General features: G+C 66.6%; 16 protein-coding genes and 1 pseudogene. 1 reads left to right on the top strand and 16 read right to left on the bottom strand.

Annotated elements, in window-relative coordinates:
• Positions 1-22 precede the first annotated feature (22 nt).
• From FHY09_RS14130 to FHY09_RS14060, 15 genes and pseudogenes are all read right to left on the bottom strand, one after another.
• Positions 23-589 (bottom strand): fimbrial protein, encoded by a 567-nt coding sequence (locus FHY09_RS14130; protein ID WP_166927536.1) that lies wholly within the window; start codon positions 587-589, stop codon positions 23-25.
• A 176-nt stretch (positions 590-765) separates the two neighbouring features.
• Positions 766-1,341, bottom strand: a complete 576-nt coding sequence (traF, locus tag FHY09_RS14125) for a conjugative transfer signal peptidase TraF (RefSeq protein ID WP_166927535.1) — start codon at positions 1,339-1,341, stop codon at positions 766-768.
• Complete coding sequence (locus FHY09_RS14120) at positions 1,334-2,227, bottom strand: fimbrial protein (RefSeq protein WP_166927534.1); 894 nt, start codon at positions 2,225-2,227, stop codon at positions 1,334-1,336. Before FHY09_RS14120 ends, traF begins: the two co-directional genes overlap by 8 nt.
• A 127-nt stretch (positions 2,228-2,354) precedes the next feature.
• Positions 2,355-2,786: pseudogene (locus tag FHY09_RS14115) on the bottom strand (transglycosylase SLT domain-containing protein); the annotation flags it as partial.
• Positions 2,773-5,766 carry a P-type conjugative transfer protein TrbL gene (gene trbL / locus FHY09_RS14110; protein ID WP_166927532.1) on the bottom strand — a complete coding sequence of 998 codons (2,994 nt, stop codon included), beginning with the start codon at positions 5,764-5,766 and terminating at the stop codon, positions 2,773-2,775. The gene trbL and the pseudogene FHY09_RS14115, both read right to left, overlap by 14 nt.
• Positions 5,767-5,848: 82 nt before the next feature.
• Positions 5,849-6,751 (bottom strand): hypothetical protein, encoded by a 903-nt coding sequence (locus tag FHY09_RS14105; RefSeq protein WP_166927531.1) that lies wholly within the window; start codon positions 6,749-6,751, stop codon positions 5,849-5,851.
• A 111-nt stretch (positions 6,752-6,862) separates the two neighbouring features.
• Positions 6,863-8,119 carry a TrbI/VirB10 family protein gene (locus FHY09_RS14100; RefSeq protein ID WP_166927530.1) on the bottom strand — a complete coding sequence of 419 codons (1,257 nt, stop codon included), beginning with the start codon at positions 8,117-8,119 and terminating at the stop codon, positions 6,863-6,865.
• A 2-nt stretch (positions 8,120-8,121) separates the two neighbouring features.
• Positions 8,122-8,577 (bottom strand): hypothetical protein, encoded by a 456-nt coding sequence (locus tag FHY09_RS14095; protein WP_166927529.1) that lies wholly within the window; start codon positions 8,575-8,577, stop codon positions 8,122-8,124.
• A gap of 2 nt (positions 8,578-8,579) precedes the next feature.
• Positions 8,580-9,470 carry a P-type conjugative transfer protein TrbG gene (gene trbG / locus FHY09_RS14090; RefSeq protein WP_166927528.1) on the bottom strand — a complete coding sequence of 297 codons (891 nt, stop codon included), beginning with the start codon at positions 9,468-9,470 and terminating at the stop codon, positions 8,580-8,582.
• Between the two features lie 9 nt (positions 9,471-9,479).
• On the bottom strand, positions 9,480-10,190 hold the full coding sequence (locus FHY09_RS14085; protein ID WP_166927527.1) for a VirB8/TrbF family protein: 711 nt from the start codon (positions 10,188-10,190) through the stop codon (positions 9,480-9,482).
• Positions 10,187-12,724 (bottom strand): VirB4 family type IV secretion/conjugal transfer ATPase, encoded by a 2,538-nt coding sequence (locus FHY09_RS14080; RefSeq protein ID WP_166927526.1) that lies wholly within the window; start codon positions 12,722-12,724, stop codon positions 10,187-10,189. Before FHY09_RS14080 ends, FHY09_RS14085 begins: the two co-directional genes overlap by 4 nt.
• Positions 12,721-13,032 (bottom strand): conjugal transfer protein TrbD, encoded by a 312-nt coding sequence (locus FHY09_RS14075; RefSeq protein ID WP_166927525.1) that lies wholly within the window; start codon positions 13,030-13,032, stop codon positions 12,721-12,723. Before FHY09_RS14075 ends, FHY09_RS14080 begins: the two co-directional genes overlap by 4 nt.
• Before the next feature lie 2 nt (positions 13,033-13,034).
• Entirely contained in the window at positions 13,035-13,427 is a 393-nt protein-coding gene (locus tag FHY09_RS14070) for a TrbC/VirB2 family protein (protein WP_166927524.1), read from the bottom strand.
• Position 13,428: 1 nt separating this feature from the next.
• A complete protein-coding gene (gene trbB / locus FHY09_RS14065) occupies positions 13,429-14,421 on the bottom strand; it encodes a P-type conjugative transfer ATPase TrbB (protein WP_166927523.1) in 993 nt (330 codons plus the stop codon).
• 188 nt (positions 14,422-14,609) lie between these two features.
• Positions 14,610-15,323 (bottom strand): response regulator transcription factor, encoded by a 714-nt coding sequence (locus FHY09_RS14060; RefSeq protein WP_166927522.1) that lies wholly within the window; start codon positions 15,321-15,323, stop codon positions 14,610-14,612.
• Between the two features lie 207 nt (positions 15,324-15,530).
• Between FHY09_RS14060 and FHY09_RS14055 the strand changes: the two genes are divergently transcribed.
• Positions 15,531-16,190 (top strand): response regulator transcription factor, encoded by a 660-nt coding sequence (locus tag FHY09_RS14055; RefSeq protein ID WP_166927521.1) that lies wholly within the window; start codon positions 15,531-15,533, stop codon positions 16,188-16,190.
• Between the two features lie 28 nt (positions 16,191-16,218).
• Here the strand turns inward: FHY09_RS14055 and FHY09_RS14050 are convergent, their stop codons facing one another.
• A complete protein-coding gene (locus tag FHY09_RS14050) occupies positions 16,219-16,995 on the bottom strand; it encodes a carbonic anhydrase family protein (RefSeq protein WP_166927520.1) in 777 nt (258 codons plus the stop codon).
• Between the last annotated feature and the right edge of the window lie 144 nt (positions 16,996-17,139).

The following is a 17,139-nucleotide window of genomic DNA, read 5'->3' as shown; positions in this document are numbered from 1 at the left end:
GCGAGGGGGTGCAGCACGTGCATCATTCGTAGACGACGGTGAAGCCGACAGCCGACGTCACCAGACCGGCCGTCGCGGCACCACCGGTCGCCTTCAGGCGGGCGATCAGCGGAATGCTGGTCTGGTTGTTGGCAATCGGGTAGCCCGCCGAATCGTCGTTGCCCAGGTCGATCGCAACGCCGTCGATGTTGGCCAGTTCGACCTGCACGTTGCCGGCAGCCGTATTGTCGGTGGTGGTGTTGCGCAGGCCGCCGGTGGCGAAATCGATCGCCGGGCTGGCCGGATCGAAGCGCACGAAGGCGGTACGATCATTCTCGCAGGTGGTTTCGCCGGCCGCGCCGATACGGAAGGTGAAGGCCTTGTCACCGCCGGTCTTGCCAGCTTCATCCAGCAGCGCCACGCTGATGCCGCGCAGGTCGACGAGCTTTTCGATGTCACCATTGCCTGGGGCCTGGCCGTCGATGGTGCAGGTCACGGCGACAACGCTGCCTTCGATCTTGATCTGGCCATCGTTCTCGGCGAAGGCCGACTGCGAAGCGGCCAGGCCCAGGGCGGCGACCAGGACGGTCGAGATACCGACATTCTTCATTCTGTTACTCCATTGCATGTTTGATTTAAATCCTAAAATCACCGCATCGGATCGATGCGGCAACGCCAACCCCGCGTTTGGTGCGGCAGGCTGATTATCCGTAGATGCCTGCACGAGGTATCTGGGGCGCCCCCTAAATCACCTAACCATTTTCCGAGGCCGGATCAGCCACCGGATCAGTACATCGCCTGCCAGGTGATCACCGGGCGTATGACATCGCGCACGAGGCTGCGTGGGATGGGGCCGTAGTAACGCGAGTCGAACGAAAGGTCGTTGGTGTCGGACATCACGAGCAGTTCGTCGTCGTGCAGCGTGCGTTCGTCCACGTGCAGCGCGGGCAATGCCCGTCCCTGGAAATCACGGCGGTTGGGACGGCTGTGGTCGAGCAGCACGCCATTGACCCGCACCCCTTCTTCAACGACCGCCACCCGGTCACCGGGCCCGGCCAGCACCCGCTTGAGCAGCGGGCGCACCTGTCCCGCGCACGGGCCACGCTTGAGATAGCCCCGCGCCTGCGCCATCGCGAAGACCGCATCGTCCAGCGGCGGGCAGAACGTGATGTAACGCCCGACCTGCGGCGCCGCATCGGTCACCCAGTACACGCCGTAGGCAAGGCTGGGCGTGGTGTTGATGCGCGCGCCCAACAGGCCCAGCAACGGACCGATCGCGGCCACCACGCAGGCCGTTGCCACCAGTGCGCGACGACGCGGACGATGCCGCGTCATGGCCGCTGCCGCGCCCAGGTCAGTCATACGTCACGTTGACGGTGATGGTGCTGTTGCCCACGCCACTGCCCAGCGCATCGCGCGTGCGCATGTAGCGGGCCTGGAAATCGTAGCGGGCGCCCTCGGCAACGGCAGGCGTGGTCACCAGCTGCTCCGGCTCGATCAGCTCACCATCGCGCACCTTCAACTGCACCGCGACGCCACGTGCCGCCGTTGCGCCGGAATCGATCGCAAACAGGTTGGGATAACCGTCCGGCGTTTCGCCTGAGAACGTGAAGCGCGCCTCACTGAAGTTATCGAGATCGCAGGTTTCAGACTCCAGCGAGAAGTCCCGCCAGGGCCCCGCGCCGTCAGTGAAGTCACGCGCCGTGTGCCGGCCCAGCGTCACCGTCTGGTTCAACGAACGGGTGGTGATGGAACAGGTGGACTGACGGAAGGCAACATTGGTCATGAGCACACGCATGGCATTGATGGTGTCGACGTTCACCCGGGCCACCTGCAACGGAGCGCCCGGCGAAATCACGCCTCCGGTGAAGTCGCCAGCGATCCGGTAGAAACCAACGGTGATCACGCCGGTGTTGGCGATGTCATAGGTATCGTCCTGTTCCACTTCCGTCCGGAATGGAAAAGCGGACCTGTTCCCTTCCGGCGAGGTCCACTCGATCTTGATGCCCACACCGGCAAGCGGCGAACGATAGACGTCTGGCACTTCGGACGCAGAAAGACCCACGTACGCGCGATCAATGACCGTAAGACCGCTGCACACGGCTGCCACGATGGTGCCATCCCCAGGCATGCTCACCTCCTTGATGAGCGCGCCAACGGGAAGATTCTGCTTGACCGGAATCTCATTGACGCCATCGCCAGCGAGGCTGTAGTCCACATCTCTGCGCGGCCTGCAGTCGGCCGCCATGCTTGCAATGGGCGCGGCCAACAGGAGGCAGCAGGTTGCCGCGCGGATATCAAGTCTCATCATCTCAGTCTCGGTTGGTCATGGAGGAACGCGCGCCGACCCGACGCGCGGGGGCAGCGTCCATCACATAGGTCGGGAAGTTTTTTTCCAGCCAGGTGCTCCAGCGTGCGGCACGCCGGATGAGCTGGGCCCGGTAGCGGTGGTTGTGGACAGGGGTGCGCGAGTGGTAGTTGGCGGCGCGTGTCCACACGTCGCCGCTGTCCTGGCGCAGGTGGCCGCGCAGGCGCCACGCCGCCAGCTCATAGGGATAGCAGCCCTCGGCCGCCACGTGCGAGGCGTCGATCCCGTGCCGGGCCAGCTCCTTGAGGTATGCGGTATTGAACTGCATGGCGCCGACATCGAACGTGCCATTGCTGTTGCGCACCCATTGCCCGGGCTTGCCGCCCTCCTGCTCGGCCACGGCAAGCAGGATGTTCGCGGGGATCTGGTATTTCATCGCCGCGGTGACCGAACAGACGACGCGCTCTTCGATCTGCGGCGGAAGGTCAGCGATCATCATCGTCGCCCTGGTCAGGTGCAGGCGTGAGCGGGTGCAGGTCAGATGCACCCGCTGGCGGGCGCGGCATGCTGGCGCCCGGGGTCTGCGGTTGCGCTGCCGCGCGCCCACCGGGTCCGGCTGCCGGGGCTGCGTGACCGGCCTCCGTGCGTGACGAAGCCGCTCCGGACACGGATGCGTCGGGCGTGTCCACGCGGTCCGCCGCGGGGGGGCCGACGGCGGGCCCCGCGTCGTGCCGGGCTGCTGCCCAGGGGGTGACACCACCACGCGCCTGAGTTCCGCTTGAGGTGACCACAGCGTCGCCTGACGGCCGGTCTGCTGCGGCCTGCGCCGTCGACGGGGTGCCCGGTGCTGCGGTGGTGGGGCTCGAGGTACCGGCATCGGGCGCGAGCTGGGCGGACGCGCCAGCGGGCTGTGGATGACCCATGCCAGGGCGATGGCCCGCCGCGTCGGCCGGCGCCGCCGCCCCTGTTGATGGGGTGACCACCGGCTGCGCAGGGATCGACGCACCGCTGCGGGAAGCGTCTGTGTCGGCGGTGCGCACGCGCTCTGCGGCGGTCACATCAGTCCCCCGGCTGGGCGCAACGGCAGGGTCAGGCGGGCGCTGCGAAACGTTCGATACCGGCGCTGCAGCGGCTGTGGCTGGCATGTCGGCCGGCCTGACAGCGCCCGCCTCCGGCGCGGCGACACGGCCATCAACCACGGCCTTCTCTCCGGCCCCGACCGTCGCCGGCGCGGTCGCCTCGACCGATGGCGTGCCCAGGGGGACGGTGTGCTGTGCAGGGGCCGCCCGCTGGGTTGCGCCCGCGCCTGCCTCGAACCTGGGCGAGGCGGCGCCAGCGTCCAGCACAGGGGGCGTGCCCGCCGGATCCTTCACGATCTGCGGCTGCAACGGCGGCGTCTGGGTTGGGCTTTGGAGAGGCCCTTCAACCTGGGTGTGGGCCGGGTCCTGTACCCGCCCAGGGGCCGGACTCTCCACCCGTGCACTTCCAGCCCCGTGGGAGGTCGCGCCGCGATCGAGAACCGTCTCGCTCCGCATATCGGTCGCCTCGGCGTGCACCCGGTCGGTGAGGGACGCGCTGCGCACCCCGTCAAGCGGCATCGCGCGGTCCACCGTCGGCTCGACCGGCGCACTGGCGGCGGACTGGCGCATGGCCTCGCGTTGCGCTGCGGTGATGTCGGACTGCAGGGGCGGCACGTCCGCGTTCGGCGTGTCCATGCGCAAGGCCGTATCGGTCGAGGTGACCGTGCCGGCAAGCCGCGAGGGATCCGTGCGCGGCGTGCCGTCGGCCCCGCCATCGCCCTGCGGCCCAGCCTGCCGCGCGATGGGCTCCAGTGATGCATCAGCCGACACCGGCGCATGCATTCCGCGCGTGGCGTCGCGCAGATCCTGTCCGCTGTCCGGGACGCGCGCACCCTGCCCCGTCGCTGCCGACGGGCGCGCATCGTGTACACCCTGCGGCGCGCGTGAATCGAACACAGAGCGCTCCGCGCCCGCTGCGGTGGATGCATCGTCGGTCATGCGGCGCTCCATCGACGACGTGCCCGCTGCCAGCTGGCCGGTGGTGAGGTGCGTGGCGGCCGCGGCGCCCGATGCCACTGGCGCGTGGCCGGGTGCACCGCCCTCGTCCCGGAGCGCAGCGGTGCGTGACGGATCCCGCGTGGGCGGCGTGTCGTGCGTATCGGCGCGCTGGGCGTCACGCGCTTGCGCAGCTGCAGGCGCGGCGGCCGGGATACGGCCGGCGTGGGGTGCGGAGGATCCCGCCGCAGGGGCTGGAGCGGCATCCTGCGAGGACGCACGGGCGGGCGCAGCCGCGCGATGCAGCGGGACAGGCGCGAATGCGCTGGAGGTGGGTGCGCTGGCCGCCTCGGCTGGATAGAGAACAGGCGTCCCCATCACCGGCCCCATGCCGGCGCCCTGCGCTGCGGTGGCGTGACCCATGGCATGGTCCAGCTGCGTGCTCGCGGGGCTGGACGGCGGATGCGCGCGCCAGGCGTTGTAGAGGTCCTGCGCACCGCGGCCGGCCTGGCTGGCGCCACTGGCTACGGCCGAGCCGCCCGTGGCAAGCACGGTACTGCTGAACGTGCCGCCCTCGCCCCCTCCCATTCGTGCACCGAGCACGATCGCGGCGATCAGCTGCGGTACCCGCACCAGCAGCGCCACCAACAGGATGCTGGCCACCAGCATGATCGCCAGGTTGGGCAGCGTGACATTGTTGACCACGCTGGTGCTGTACTCGCGCAGGAAGCTCTCTCCAGTGACCGAGAGCAGCAGCATCACGAAGTAGGAGATGCCTACGGCGAGCACGTGCTTGTAATAGTTGATGGCGATCCCCGACGTCCAGCGCGCCCCCCCGAAGCCCAGCAGGAACAGGCCACCGTAGGCCAGGATCCACATCAGCATCTTGATGATCATCATGCTGACGGCGGCCAGTGCGACCAGCCCCACGATGAGGGTGCTCAATGCCATGGCGATGAGTTTGTCGGCGTCTTTCCAGCTTTCTTCCGCAGACTGCTGGGCGACCCTGATGAAAACCTGGTAAGCGCTTTCCAGCAGGCTCGCGGGGCGCAGCGCGGCGTTCTCGACCGCCCGCTCTCCCATCAGTTTCATGCTGGTCAGGATGTCGTCGATGAGACCGTTCAGTCCGCTGCCGCTCTGCAGCAGCCACCAGAACAGTCCTGTGAGCACGATGAAACGGACCAGCTCGGCGAACAGCTCGCCGAAATCGGCACGCTTGAACACCATCATGCACATGGTCCAGGTAAAGCTCAGCACCGCCAGCGACCAGAACAACCACACGGCCGTGTCATAGACCGCCGACGACCACCCCTCCAGCACGCCGTTGAAGCGTTGGAGCAGGTTATCGACGGGATAGGGGTCGACCACCTGCGCCGATGCCAGGGCGGGCACCGCCAGCAGCACGAACGCAGTCAGCAGCCAGCGCAGCGCGGGACGGAAAGGAAGAAGGCGGGACCAGCTCATGGAATGGATTCGTCTGCGTGAGTGAGTGCGGGACGCATGGAACGGCCAGCGGAGCAGGTGCTCCGCTGGCCGCTTGCATCGGTTACCAGGAACGGCTTGCGGTCTGGCTCAGCACCGGGGCTGCGCGCAGCCGCGATTCAGCCGCCGACTGACGTGCCTCCAGCGAAGCGCTTTCCTGCGCACGCAGGAGCTGCGCGTTCTGGTCGGCCAGCATCAGGGCGCGCATCTGCATCATCTCGCCGGTCTGGGCCGCAGCGATCTGGTTCGCATACACCGCCTGCATGCGCGAGCCCATGTTGCTGGTCGCCTGTGAGGCCAGCGTTTTCAGCCGCTTGGACTGGTTCTCAAAGTCGGCCGTCTGGCTGTCGACGGCTGCGGCCTGCATCGCATTGCCGTCCATGACGGTGGTCAGCCGTGTGGTGTCCTGCGCGCCGACATCCGCCAGGGCACCACGCGCCTGATCCATGTAAGCGGTCGCCTCGTCATGGGCGCCGAACTTGCCGACGCCATAGGCGACCGGGATCGGAATGACGATCGTGCCGGATTCCGCTTCACCATGGCAGACCTGGCCACTGCCCTCATCGGCCAGCATCGAGACACTGCCGTTGTCACCGCCACCTTCGCCGATGCTGCCGATGTTGCAGTAGTAGTTGTTCTCCACCAGGTAATTGGTGTTGACCTCGGAGTGATACAGATTCTTGGTGTTGTACTGCTGGTTCAGTTCGTTGTACTCGTTGTTGACCTCATCGTTGTGGATGCTCTGGTCCCAGAAGTTGATCTCCTTGCCATAGCGGTCACTGCCTTCGCCGCCCAGGGCCTCCAGGACACCATGCATCTTCACTGCGATGAGCGTGGTGGACACGGCGGTGGTGGTATTGGCGCTGTAGTTGGCGGCATCGAACACCGGCATCATGGCGTAGGCGGGTGACATCGTCGCCAGCGCCAGCGCTGCGGCGACAGACGCGGACAGGTACTTGGCTTTCATCGGGTTGGTTTCTCCAGGGTGATGCGCCGGAGGGCGCTGAAACAGGCCGCAGACGCGGCCCGCAGGCAGCCGCTGCGCATGCTTGACGCAGCCGCTGACAGGGGGAGGCGCTCAGTAGGTCAACGGCGCATACGGGCGATCGAAATCGAGATCCTTCACCACCATCACGTTGAAGCGGAACCCGGGACGGATTTCCAGCGTGGGGGCGATGCTGAGGTTCTTGCGGAACATCTGGGCCATGGCATCACCCAGGGTGCGTGCCAGTGACGAACTCATCGTCGAACTGAAGTCGGGGCGGGTCGCATCGGGGGATTGATCGCGCTGGCTGAGCTCGACGCCGGCCACGATCCCAGAGAGCAGGATGGCCTGGCCGAAAATACGGGCGTAGTGGTTGTTGACCTTGTCCTTCATGCCCGAGTACCCGGTACCGTCGACACCCGGCATGGAGTCGATATCCATCGCACGGCCATCGGGGAACACCAGCCGCTGCCAGGCGACCAGCACCCGGCGCTGCCCGTACGCCACATCGTCGCTGTACGAACCGACCAGGCGCGTACCCTGCGGAATGATGCGGTGCTGGCCAGTGGCGGTGTCATACACGTCCTGGCTGACCTGCCCGATGATCTGGCCGGGAAGGTCGGAGTTCACACCGGAAATCATCACCGCGGGGATGACGAACCCGGCCCGGAGGGTGAAGCGCGAGCGCGGCATTTCCACTTGGCTGTCCAGCTGCCAGCGGTTGGTTCTGCCAGCCGCAGCGAACTGCTGGTAGTTGTTGTCTGCTCGTGCGGGTTCATCGCCCTCTTCCGACGGCGGGGCCCACTGCCCCACGGCGTTGGGTCGCCCGGCGGGTCGACGGTCTGGGGTCGGCGACGCAGCGGGTGCAGCGTCGGCAGGCGCTGCCGATGTGCCGTTCTTGCGTGCCTCAAGTACACCCGTGCGGGCGGCCAACGCCTGCTGCAGCTGCTGCAAGCGCAGTGCACGCGCTCGTGCCAGCTGCGGGTCTTCGGCTTCGGTGGGCGGCAGCGGCGGCCCGGCCTGCTCCGGTACCCGGGCGATCGGCACGGCCAGCGCGGAGTCGTCCTCGACCGGCGGCGTGGCCATGGCAACATCGGGGGCTACCTCGACCGCACTCGTGTTGCCGATGATCTGCTCGGCCAGCGCGGTCGGTGCCGGAGCCAGCGTGTTGCTGGTGGGGCCGGCGTTGCCCGCCGCGTGCCGCTTGGAAGCGGTGACCACCACGATCACCAGCACGAAGGCCACCAGCACGCCCCCGATGATGACCAGCGGCAGATTGTTGACCCGACGGACACCCTTGCCCGGGTCCTGGACAACGTGCTCGTTCGGCGGAATGGGATGTTCGTTCATGTTCATTCTCCTTGGGCCCAGGCGCCGGCGGCGTAGACACGGCCCTCGTGGCGGAGGTAGGCGCGCGACAACGTGCGTGAGCCGGCGCGCAGGGTGAGTCGATGCAACCGGTCATCCATCCGCTCGAAGATGAAATCGAGGGTGACGCCACCCATCGCAGGTTCATCGGTCGCACGGCGAGGGCCCGTCTCCTGGACGGCATAACCCTCCCGCCGCAGGCGATCGACCAGCGCGACGCTGAAGGCATCGTTCGCCGGGCGTTTGAGTACCCAGCGCGTGGCGCCCTGCGGGTACCAGCGCGGCAGCAAGGTCGCCGCATCGTCGGCGACCTCGGCCAGCATGGCCGCGTCCGGCAGGCTTACCACCTGCGGCGGAGCGGCCTGGGGTGCATGCGGCCTGGCGGCGCAGGCCGCCACGGAGGCAGCGACCAGCACGGCGCACAGGGGAGCCCATCGCATGATCAGCCCTCCTTCTTGATGGTGATCCTGGTCTGGCCACGGCCCACGCCGGTGATCAGGATCGCGTGGTCGAGCACAGAGTCCACGATGTAGCGATCACCCTGGACGCGATAGTTCACCAGCACCTGCTCGTCGGTACCGCGCCCGGAGCCGGAATCGCGGATCGCCATCAGGGTCGGCGCCTCGGTCTGCGACATCTCGCGCGGCATCTCGATGATGGTCTTCCTGCCATCGTTGTAGACGCGCAGCGGCTTCCACGGCGCCTTGCCGGTGACGCTGTACTTGAAGTCCAGGTTGCCCAGGTACTCGCCCGTGGCCGGGATCGTGCGGGCCTGGCGCTCCTGCGCCTGCACGCGCTTGGCCGCCTCCCAGCGCGCGGCGACCTCATCGCCATAGATGAAGCCCACGCGCGGCAGGAAATCGGTGCGGTGCGAGCGAAGCCCGAGGTGATACGTGCGCCGGTTGGTGGTGACCACCAGCGAGGTTTCCAGGTCCACATCCAGCGGCTTGATGATCAGATGCTGCAGGGCGCCCGGGCCGCTGCCGGTGAGCGCAGGCTCGACCAGCCAGCGCACCGCGTCACCCAGGTGGACGGAGTTGACGATCTCGCCGGGCTGCAGCTCGACATCGCAGACCTGCATGACCGCACACACGATCGTCGGCTGGCCCGCGCCGAACAGGAAGCGGATCGCTCCATCGGGCGCCGCCACCGGCTGGGCGCGGTTGGCCGGGTTGCTCTGCCATTTGCTGGCCAGCGCGACGGCCGCCTTGGCCTGCGGTGACAGGGCGGGCGCAGGCGCCTGCATGATCTGTTCGAGCACACCGGGTTCATCGGCATGGGCATGGGCACTCGGCAACAGGGCCAGTGCAGCGACAAGAGGAAGAAGTTTCATGGCATTCGCTCAGAGCTGGGTGGACCAGGAGTAGTCCGTGACATAGATGCCGAGCGGGTTGTCACGAAGCTGCTGCTCGCTGGCATTGGAGGGGTTCTCGGCAACCTGCACGTTGACCAGGGCCCGCATGCGCGTCGGTGTTGCAGTCCGCTTGCCGGCGCGGTCGTGCACGGTCTCGGTCCAGTCGACCTGCCAGTTCTGCGGGCTCTGCTGCAGCACCGAGTCGATCTGCACGCTGACGGTCTCGGTGGCCGCACGCTTGAAGGGGTTGTTGCCGCTGGAGGCGTTGAACCAGTCGCTGGTCTTCTGGCTCGCTGCCGTGCCACTGGCCAGTACGGCATAGGCTCGGAAGATGTTCCTGCGCTGCAGGGACACATCCGCCGTGACGGTGCGCAGGTCGGTGATGAAGGTCGCCACCGTGGCGCGTACCACGCGCGGATCAGCAGGCGCAGCCTGCTCGGCCGCACTGACCGCCAGCGGCTGACCCAGCTTGTCCACCTCCACCACGTAGGGCACGAACCGCGACTGGCTGCCGATGTGGATCAGCCCGCCCACGCAGCCGACAACGATCAGCAGGGCGATCAGGCCGACCAACTGCCAGATGCGCCGGCTGGCCACCAGACTGCCGACGTGGGCATTCCACACGCGGCGGGACGCCAGGTAGGGGTTTGCGGGTTCGTCGGCGCGCAGGGCGACCGTGACGTTCTTTTTGCGTTTCATTTCCGTGTTCCGTAGTCGTGAAGGTTGAAGCCGCGCAGGCGCGCCCATTCGTAGATCCAGTCCGCACCGTGGCGCTCGCGCAGCGCGCGGATGGTGGCGATGGATTCGCGGTCACTGACGCCCACGAAGGCCAGGGCAACCGGTCCCAACGCAAGGTCGTACAACCGCCGGCCAAGCTCGGAAACGTAGTAGTAGTGGCGCTTGGGCACGGCACTGGCGAGAATCTCGATCTGCCGCGAATTCAGGCCCATGCGCTTGTAGAGCGCGGAGGCCTCCTCATCGCGTGCGTGCACGTTGGGCAGGAAGATCTTGGTCGCCGTCGATTCCAGGATCACATCGAGGATTCCGGAATTGACCGCATCGCTCAGGCTCTGCGTGGCCATCAGCACCAGGCAGTTGCTCTTGCGCAGCACCTTCAGCCACTCGCGGATCTTGGCCTGGAACGTCGGGTGGCCCAGCATCAGCCATGCCTCGTCCAGGATGATCGCGGTGGGCCGACCATCCAGAGAACGCTCGATGCGCCGGAAGAGATAGAGCAGCACCGGCAGCGCGAAGCGGTCGCCCATGTTGAACAGCTCTTCGATCTCGAACACGGTGAAGCTCGACAGGGCCAGCGAGTCGTCCTCGGCATCGAGCAGGTGCCCCATCGCGCCGTCGCCGGTGTACTGCTCCAGTGCCTCGCGCACGCCGAGGTCCTGGATGGTCAGGCAGAACTCGGACAGGGTGCGCGCACCGCTGTCGTGCATGCTGTTGAGCGCCGCACTGATCTCGTTGCGTTGCGCGGCCGTGCTCTGCAGACCGTTGAGCGCAAGCATCGTATCGATCCACTCCAGCGCCCAGGATCGGTCGGCCTTGGTTTCCAGGAACTGCAGCGGACAGAACGCCAGGCGGTCCTCGTCCACGCCGATGTTGTAGTGATCGCCGCCGCTGGCCGCCGCCAGCGCATACATGGACAGGCCCTTGTCGAAGCAGTAAAGCGACATGCCCGGGTAACGGCGCAGCTGCGCGGCCAACAGGCACAGGTGCGTGGACTTGCCGGCGCCGATCGGCCCGAAGATGAAGCTGTGCCCCACGTCGCGCACATGCAGGTTCAGCCGGAACGGCGTGGCGCCCTGGGTCACGCAGCTCATCAACGCCGGCGCGTTGGCCGGATACATCGGGCACGGCGCCTTGCTCTCGCCCGGCCAGATGGTGCTGGTCGGCAGCAGGTCGGCCAGGTTCATCGTATTGAGCAGCGGACGGCGGATGTTCTCCACGCCATGCCCCGGCAGACTGCCGAGATACGCATCCATCGTGTTGATGGTTTCGATGCGGGCGACGAAGCCCAGTCCATTGACCAGCTTCTCCACCTGCCGCGCCGAGTTCTCGAGTTTCTCGCGATCCTCGTCCATCAGCACGACCACGCTGGTGTAGTAGCCCTGGGCGACCATGCCGCTGTTGACCTCGGCGATCGCCGCCTCGGCATCAGCCACCATCATCAGCGCATCCTGGTCGATGGTGCCGCCATTGGTGTTGAACACCTGGTCGAAGAAGCCCCGTACTTTCTGCCGCCACTTCTTGCGGTAGGCCTCCAGGTGCTTCACCGACTCATGCAGGTCCATGAAGATGAAACGGTTCGACCAGCGATACTGGCATTGCAGCTCGGCCAGTGCGTCCAGCATGCCGGGGCTGGATTCCATCGGGAACCCCTCGATGGACACCACCTGCATGTACTTGCGGCCGATCCGCGGCACCACGCCGGTCCACAGTTCCTGCCCGCCAATCAGCGCATCGAGGTAGATCGGCACGTCGGGCAGACGGATCTGCTGATCGATGCCGGTGATGCAGTTGTGCAGCCAGCGCAACAGGTCATCATGCGTGGTCCGCTTGCCGCTCTCGTCGATGGTCACCACGCCCTTGAGACGGCGCAGCTGCACGGCGGAGGACAGGCGCGATTCCAGCGATACGCATTCGCGGCGGAAATGTTCCAGCAGACGCTGGGTGCTCTCCGAATCGCCGCTTGCGCGGCCTTCGTCGTCGAACATCATTTCCACGAACTTCCGCTGCGCCAAGGCGGGCGGGTACCAGGTGACGGTCAGCACGAAGTAGCCCTCGTACATCACGCCCATGCTTTCGAACAGGCGCCGGCGTTCTTCGTCGATCGCCGCCGTCACCACGTCCGGGAAACTGGATTCGCCCTCGCCGGTGTAGCCCGGGGCCTGCTGGCGCACGGCGTCGACGTGGATCATCCAGCCGTTGCCGAGGCGCGACAGCGCCTGGTTCAACCGCATTGAGGTCGCCTCGCGCTGCTGGTCGGTGCTGCTGGCCGCGTCTTCGCCGCGGTACAGCCACGACGCGCACAGCGCACCGCTTTTGCAGACCATCACGCCATCCTCGACCAGCGCGGCGTAGTTCAGCAGGTCGGCCACGCCGGCATCCTTGGCGCGGTGTTGTGCAAGGCGCTGTGCGGCCATGGCCTGGCGCGCCTGCAGGAACAGGAAGACCAGCAGGAGCGTGCCGAGTACGGCCAGCACGGAAGTGAGGGTGACGATCATGAGTATTGCCTCGCCTGGGCAGGCGTGTTGACCCGGAACGGGGTGGAGCGCGGCGCGTAATAGGCCTGGTAGCGGCGGTTGCGCAGGTAGACATGGCGAAGGCGGGGATCGGCCTTGGCCATCTGGCGCAGGATGAACAGCGCGATGCACCACGACGCCACACCCAGCACGGCCGCTGCCAGGGACTGCACGCTGAAGATGAGCACCACAGCGAACAGGCCGGCCAGCATCACCAGCTCACGGTCACCGCCCATGAACAGGTTGCTGCGGTTGCCCGCGCGGCGGATGGGGATGCGTCGCAGGGCCATGATCAGCAGAGGCCCTGGCTCATCCAGGACAGGCCCGGGGCCGCCGCGGCGATGGCGCCACTGACGCCGAACATGTTGCTGAGCAGCGCCGACGCGCTGACGATCAAGCCGATGACCAGGATCAGGAACACGATGGAACGCATGAAGCCGTTCATGTCGCCGCCGAAGATCAGCATGCCGCCGGCCGCCACCACGCCGATGACCGAGATCGCAAAGGCGATCGGACCGGTCAGCGAATCCACCAGCTGGCTCATCGCGCCTTCGAAAGGCAGTCCGTCGGTGCCGCCGCCACCACCGGCCAGCGCCAGGCCCGGCAGGGCGCACAGCATCGTCATGAGCGCGATGCGCGAGGCCAGCGTCCTGCGGGCGGATACAGCAATCGTGGTCTTCTTCATTTCAGTTCTCCTCTAGGGTTTGGATCTGGTAATGGCCGTCCGCGTAACCGTTCACGCGGAGGACCTGGTTCACACGGCGGCCGTGGCCGGTGCGCTCGATGTGCACGATCAGGTGCACGCACTCGCCGATCAGCGGCTCGATATGGGTGGGTGCGTCGGCATGCATGCTGACCAGCATGGAAAGGCGGCTCAGCGCGGCGTGGGCACTGTTGGCGTGCAGCGTTGCAGCGCCCCCCTCGTGGCCGGTGTTCCAGGCCATCAGCAGGTCCAGCGCCTCCGGACCCCGCACTTCGCCCACCAGGATCCGGTCCGGGCGCATGCGCAGCGAGGCGCGCAGCAGGCCGGTCATGCCGACCATCGGCGTGGTGTGGTACTGCACGAAGTTCTGCGCCGAACACTGGATCTCGCCGGTGTCTTCGATGATGAAGACGCGCTCCTCCGGATCACTGACCACCATCTGCTGGATGATCGCGTTGACCAGCGTGGTCTTGCCCGAACCGGTGCCGCCGACCACCAGAATATTGCGGTGATCGCGCACGGCCTGGACGATGGCCTCGCGCTGTGCAGCGGTCATGACGTTGCTGGCAACGTAATCATCCAGACCCATCACCATCAGTGCCTTCTTGCGCAGTGCAAAGGTCGGCGCGGTCACCACCGGCGGCAGCTGCGCGGCAAATCGCGAGCCATCCAATGGAAATTCGGCCTCCAGCATCGGCTGCGCACGGGTGATTTCCAGCCCGTGGAAACCGGCAACCGTCTTGATCATCGCCTCGGCCTGCGCACGGCCCATGCCACCGATGCAGCGCATCGGTTCGCCCAATCGCTCCTGCCACAGGCGGCCATCGGCGTTGAGCATGATTTCGACAGTGCGCTTGTCTTCCAGTGCGGCGAGCAGGTTGTCGCCCATGTCGCGGCGCAGCTTTCCCAGCGCACGCGCACCCATGGAGTTGCTCTCCAACTGCGTAGACGTGACGAGTTCGACAATGCCGGGCATGTGCGCGGAATCCAGGGCAAGGAAGGGGGGCCGCACGCCGGAAAAAACGGCGGCAGCGAGCGGAGTGAATGCTAGTCACCCCCCTGCCCGGGGTCTGTAGAGCGCCCCCTAATACCTCTGGCGATTTTCTTAGTCCGTTTGCGTCACGGGCCCGGCAACACGCTCAGCCCCGCCCCGGCGCGCCTCGCTCAGCCTTTGCGGACCAGCCGGAACAGTTCGGAATCGCTGCGGATCCCCAGCTTCGCGTAGGCACCACGCTTCTGCGTGCTGACGGTATGCACGCTGCGTCGCAGCTTGGTGGCGATGGCGCTCACCGAAAGACCCGTCAGGCAGCACCGGATCACATCGCGCTCGTGCGCTGTCAGCCAGGGATGCTCGAGGATGAGCAGCGGCTCATCGCTGTCGCCCGGGCGCACCGGCAGCAGCGCCACCGGCAGCAGATCGGGCAGGATCGGCAGGTCGCCCTCGGCGACGGCACGCACTGCCGACACCAGCTCCTCCCACGAGCGGGCCCTGCTGACAACGCCGCGTGCACCTGCGGCGATGGCCATTTCCGCAAGGCCCGCCCCCGCCGCATGCGTGAGGACCAGCGTCCTGGCGCGCGGATCGGCCGCCTGCAATGCCTGCAGCAGCGCAATGCCATCGAGCGACTCGCGGGCGAGTGCGTAGTTGCTGACCAGCACGTCGGTGCCGGCTGAACGATCGGGTGAAAGGTAGGTCCCAGGGTCGCCGCTGGAGGCCACAACGACGAAGCCCGGCTCGGTGGCCAGCCGCGCAGCAAGCGCGTTTCGACGCAGTGCGAGGTGATCCAGGAGGCTGACACGCAGCGGCCTTGCAGGGAGATGCGAGCCCGCGCTGTCGGGTGCATCAGTGCGCCTCGATCGGCGATCACTGCCGGTCATCGCACGTTCCTGACGGGAATGAACTGGGAATCCACATACCGTATCACGCAGCCTTGGAAGTTAACGGTCCAAATGAGCTTTAGTTCTGTCGCAGATGCCACGTCTTTCGTTGTATTAAGTCACAGCAGAAAGTGTTTGTCGCGATCACCGTCATTTCTGTGCTGTGATTCGGACCGTGGGAAGACATTCATTACCGAGACGTTCCGCATGGACCTGCAATCTTCTTCCCTGCCGCATCCGCTGCGGCAGCACGCCACCCGCATCGCCCTGCTGGACGATCACGAAACGTCGCTCGATGCACTGGTCCTGCAGCTGCGCGAACACGGCGGCGTGACCATCGCGGGCGCGTGGACGCACAGTTCCCAGCTCATGCAGGCGCTCGCCTGCGAGGTGATCGACGTGGTCCTGCTCGACTTCTCGCTTGCCGCCGACGACCTGGCGTGCTGCACGCTGATCGGCATGATCCATGGGGTGCAGCCGCAGACGCGCGTGCTGGTGCTTTCCGCATCCAGCAGCGCACTGGTGATCGCCTCTGCATTGCGCGCAGGGGCAGCGGGTTTCGTCTGCAAGACCGCCGATCTCTCCACGTTGCTGCGGGCGATCGGCCAGGTGGCCGCCGGCGGTGAGTACCTCGCTGAGGATTCGGCACCCCTACGCGCTCTGACCAGCCGCGAGCGCGAGGTGCTGCTGCACATCCTGGCCGGCGGCGCCGTCTCCGGCGTTGCCCACAGCGAGGGCCTCAGCGAGAAGACCATCAGCACGCACAAACGCTCGGCCTACAGGAAGCTTGGCCTGCACGGAGATGCCGATCTCTACCGGCTCGCGCCGATGGTGCTGGCCATGATCGACGAGGGGCCGCCGGCCTGAGCCAGGGCGGCCACCCGCCTGTCTGCCGTCAGGCCTCCAGTACTTCCAGCCGCCCGCCACGAAGGTGGTACATGGCGCCCACCAGCATGATCTCGTCCCGGCGCTCCATGCCGGCCAGCGTGCTGCTCTGCTGCCGGATCTGGCGGACGGTCATGCGCACATGCGTGCGCGCCACCTCATCGACGAAGGCGGGGTTCTTCTCATCGCGCACGCCCGTGTAGCGGGTGGCTTCGGCGGCCGGCTTCAAGCGATCGACCAGGCCGGTCAGGTGCCCCAGCTGGGCGCCCGAGATGCCGCCCTTGATGGCGCCACAGCCGGTATGCCCCATCACCATGATCACCTTCGAGCCGGCGACAGCGCAGGCGTATTCCATGCTGCCGAGAATGTCCTGGTTGACCAGATTGCCGGCCACGCGCGCGTTGAACAGCTCACCGATACCGGCATCCAGCACGATCTCGGCAGGCACGCGGGAATCGATGCAGCTCAGGATGATCGCAGCGGGATACTGGCCATCGCGCGTGTCCGCCTTCTGCGCAAGGTAATCGTGGCGCAGCAGGCGATTGCCGCTGAAGCGCGCATTGCCCTGCAGCAGGCGGTGCAGGACCTGGTCGGGGGTCAAGGCATCACGCTGGGCCTTGTCCATGGCCTCGGCGAAGGCAAGTTCGGGCAATGCGAGCCCGGCGCATGACATGCCGGCCAGCGCAGCAGCGCCGGCGCGCCCGATGCCGCGCAGCAGACCGCGTCGGGACACAGTGCAGGAAGAGGTGGGGTGATCGGAGTTGGAAGGGGACGAGGTGTCGGACATGGTATTGGCGTGGTTGGTTCTGCAGACGGCACCCTAAAGACGACGGCCGCTGCAGGTCCATGCGAGATGTTGCAATGCGCCGGCAGCCCATCCTCGAACAGGCTTCACCCACGGCTCGCTAGAATGGCCGCCCCCGGGGCGTTG

It is taken from the genome of Xanthomonas sp. 60, assembly GCF_011761925.1.
Note: the sequence above shows the minus strand (reverse complement) of the source record. Positions and strands in the feature narration are given on the sequence as shown.

Bases quoted from the DNA above. Each gene is read 5' to 3' on its own strand.
- FHY09_RS14130 (WP_166927536.1), bottom strand. From the start codon at position 589: ATGAAGAATGTCGGTATCTCGACCGTCCTGGTCGCCGCCCTGGGCCTG.
- traF (WP_166927535.1), bottom strand. From the start codon at position 1,341: ATGACTGACCTGGGCGCGGCAGCGGCCATGACGCGGCATCGTCCGCGT.
- FHY09_RS14120 (WP_166927534.1), bottom strand. From the start codon at position 2,227: ATGGCGGCCGACTGCAGGCCGCGCAGAGATGTGGACTACAGCCTCGCT.
- trbL (WP_166927532.1), bottom strand. From the start codon at position 5,766: ATGAGCTGGTCCCGCCTTCTTCCTTTCCGTCCCGCGCTGCGCTGGCTG.
- FHY09_RS14105 (WP_166927531.1), bottom strand. From the start codon at position 6,751: ATGAAAGCCAAGTACCTGTCCGCGTCTGTCGCCGCAGCGCTGGCGCTG.
- FHY09_RS14100 (WP_166927530.1), bottom strand. From the start codon at position 8,119: ATGAACGAACATCCCATTCCGCCGAACGAGCACGTTGTCCAGGACCCG.
- FHY09_RS14095 (WP_166927529.1), bottom strand. From the start codon at position 8,577: ATGCGATGGGCTCCCCTGTGCGCCGTGCTGGTCGCTGCCTCCGTGGCG.
- trbG (WP_166927528.1), bottom strand. From the start codon at position 9,470: ATGAAACTTCTTCCTCTTGTCGCTGCACTGGCCCTGTTGCCGAGTGCC.
- FHY09_RS14085 (WP_166927527.1), bottom strand. From the start codon at position 10,190: ATGAAACGCAAAAAGAACGTCACGGTCGCCCTGCGCGCCGACGAACCC.
- FHY09_RS14080 (WP_166927526.1), bottom strand. From the start codon at position 12,724: ATGATCGTCACCCTCACTTCCGTGCTGGCCGTACTCGGCACGCTCCTG.
- FHY09_RS14075 (WP_166927525.1), bottom strand. From the start codon at position 13,032: ATGGCCCTGCGACGCATCCCCATCCGCCGCGCGGGCAACCGCAGCAAC.
- FHY09_RS14070 (WP_166927524.1), bottom strand. From the start codon at position 13,427: ATGAAGAAGACCACGATTGCTGTATCCGCCCGCAGGACGCTGGCCTCG.
- trbB (WP_166927523.1), bottom strand. From the start codon at position 14,421: ATGCCCGGCATTGTCGAACTCGTCACGTCTACGCAGTTGGAGAGCAAC.
- FHY09_RS14060 (WP_166927522.1), bottom strand. From the start codon at position 15,323: ATGACCGGCAGTGATCGCCGATCGAGGCGCACTGATGCACCCGACAGC.
- FHY09_RS14055 (WP_166927521.1), top strand. From the start codon at position 15,531: ATGGACCTGCAATCTTCTTCCCTGCCGCATCCGCTGCGGCAGCACGCC.
- FHY09_RS14050 (WP_166927520.1), bottom strand. From the start codon at position 16,995: ATGTCCGACACCTCGTCCCCTTCCAACTCCGATCACCCCACCTCTTCC.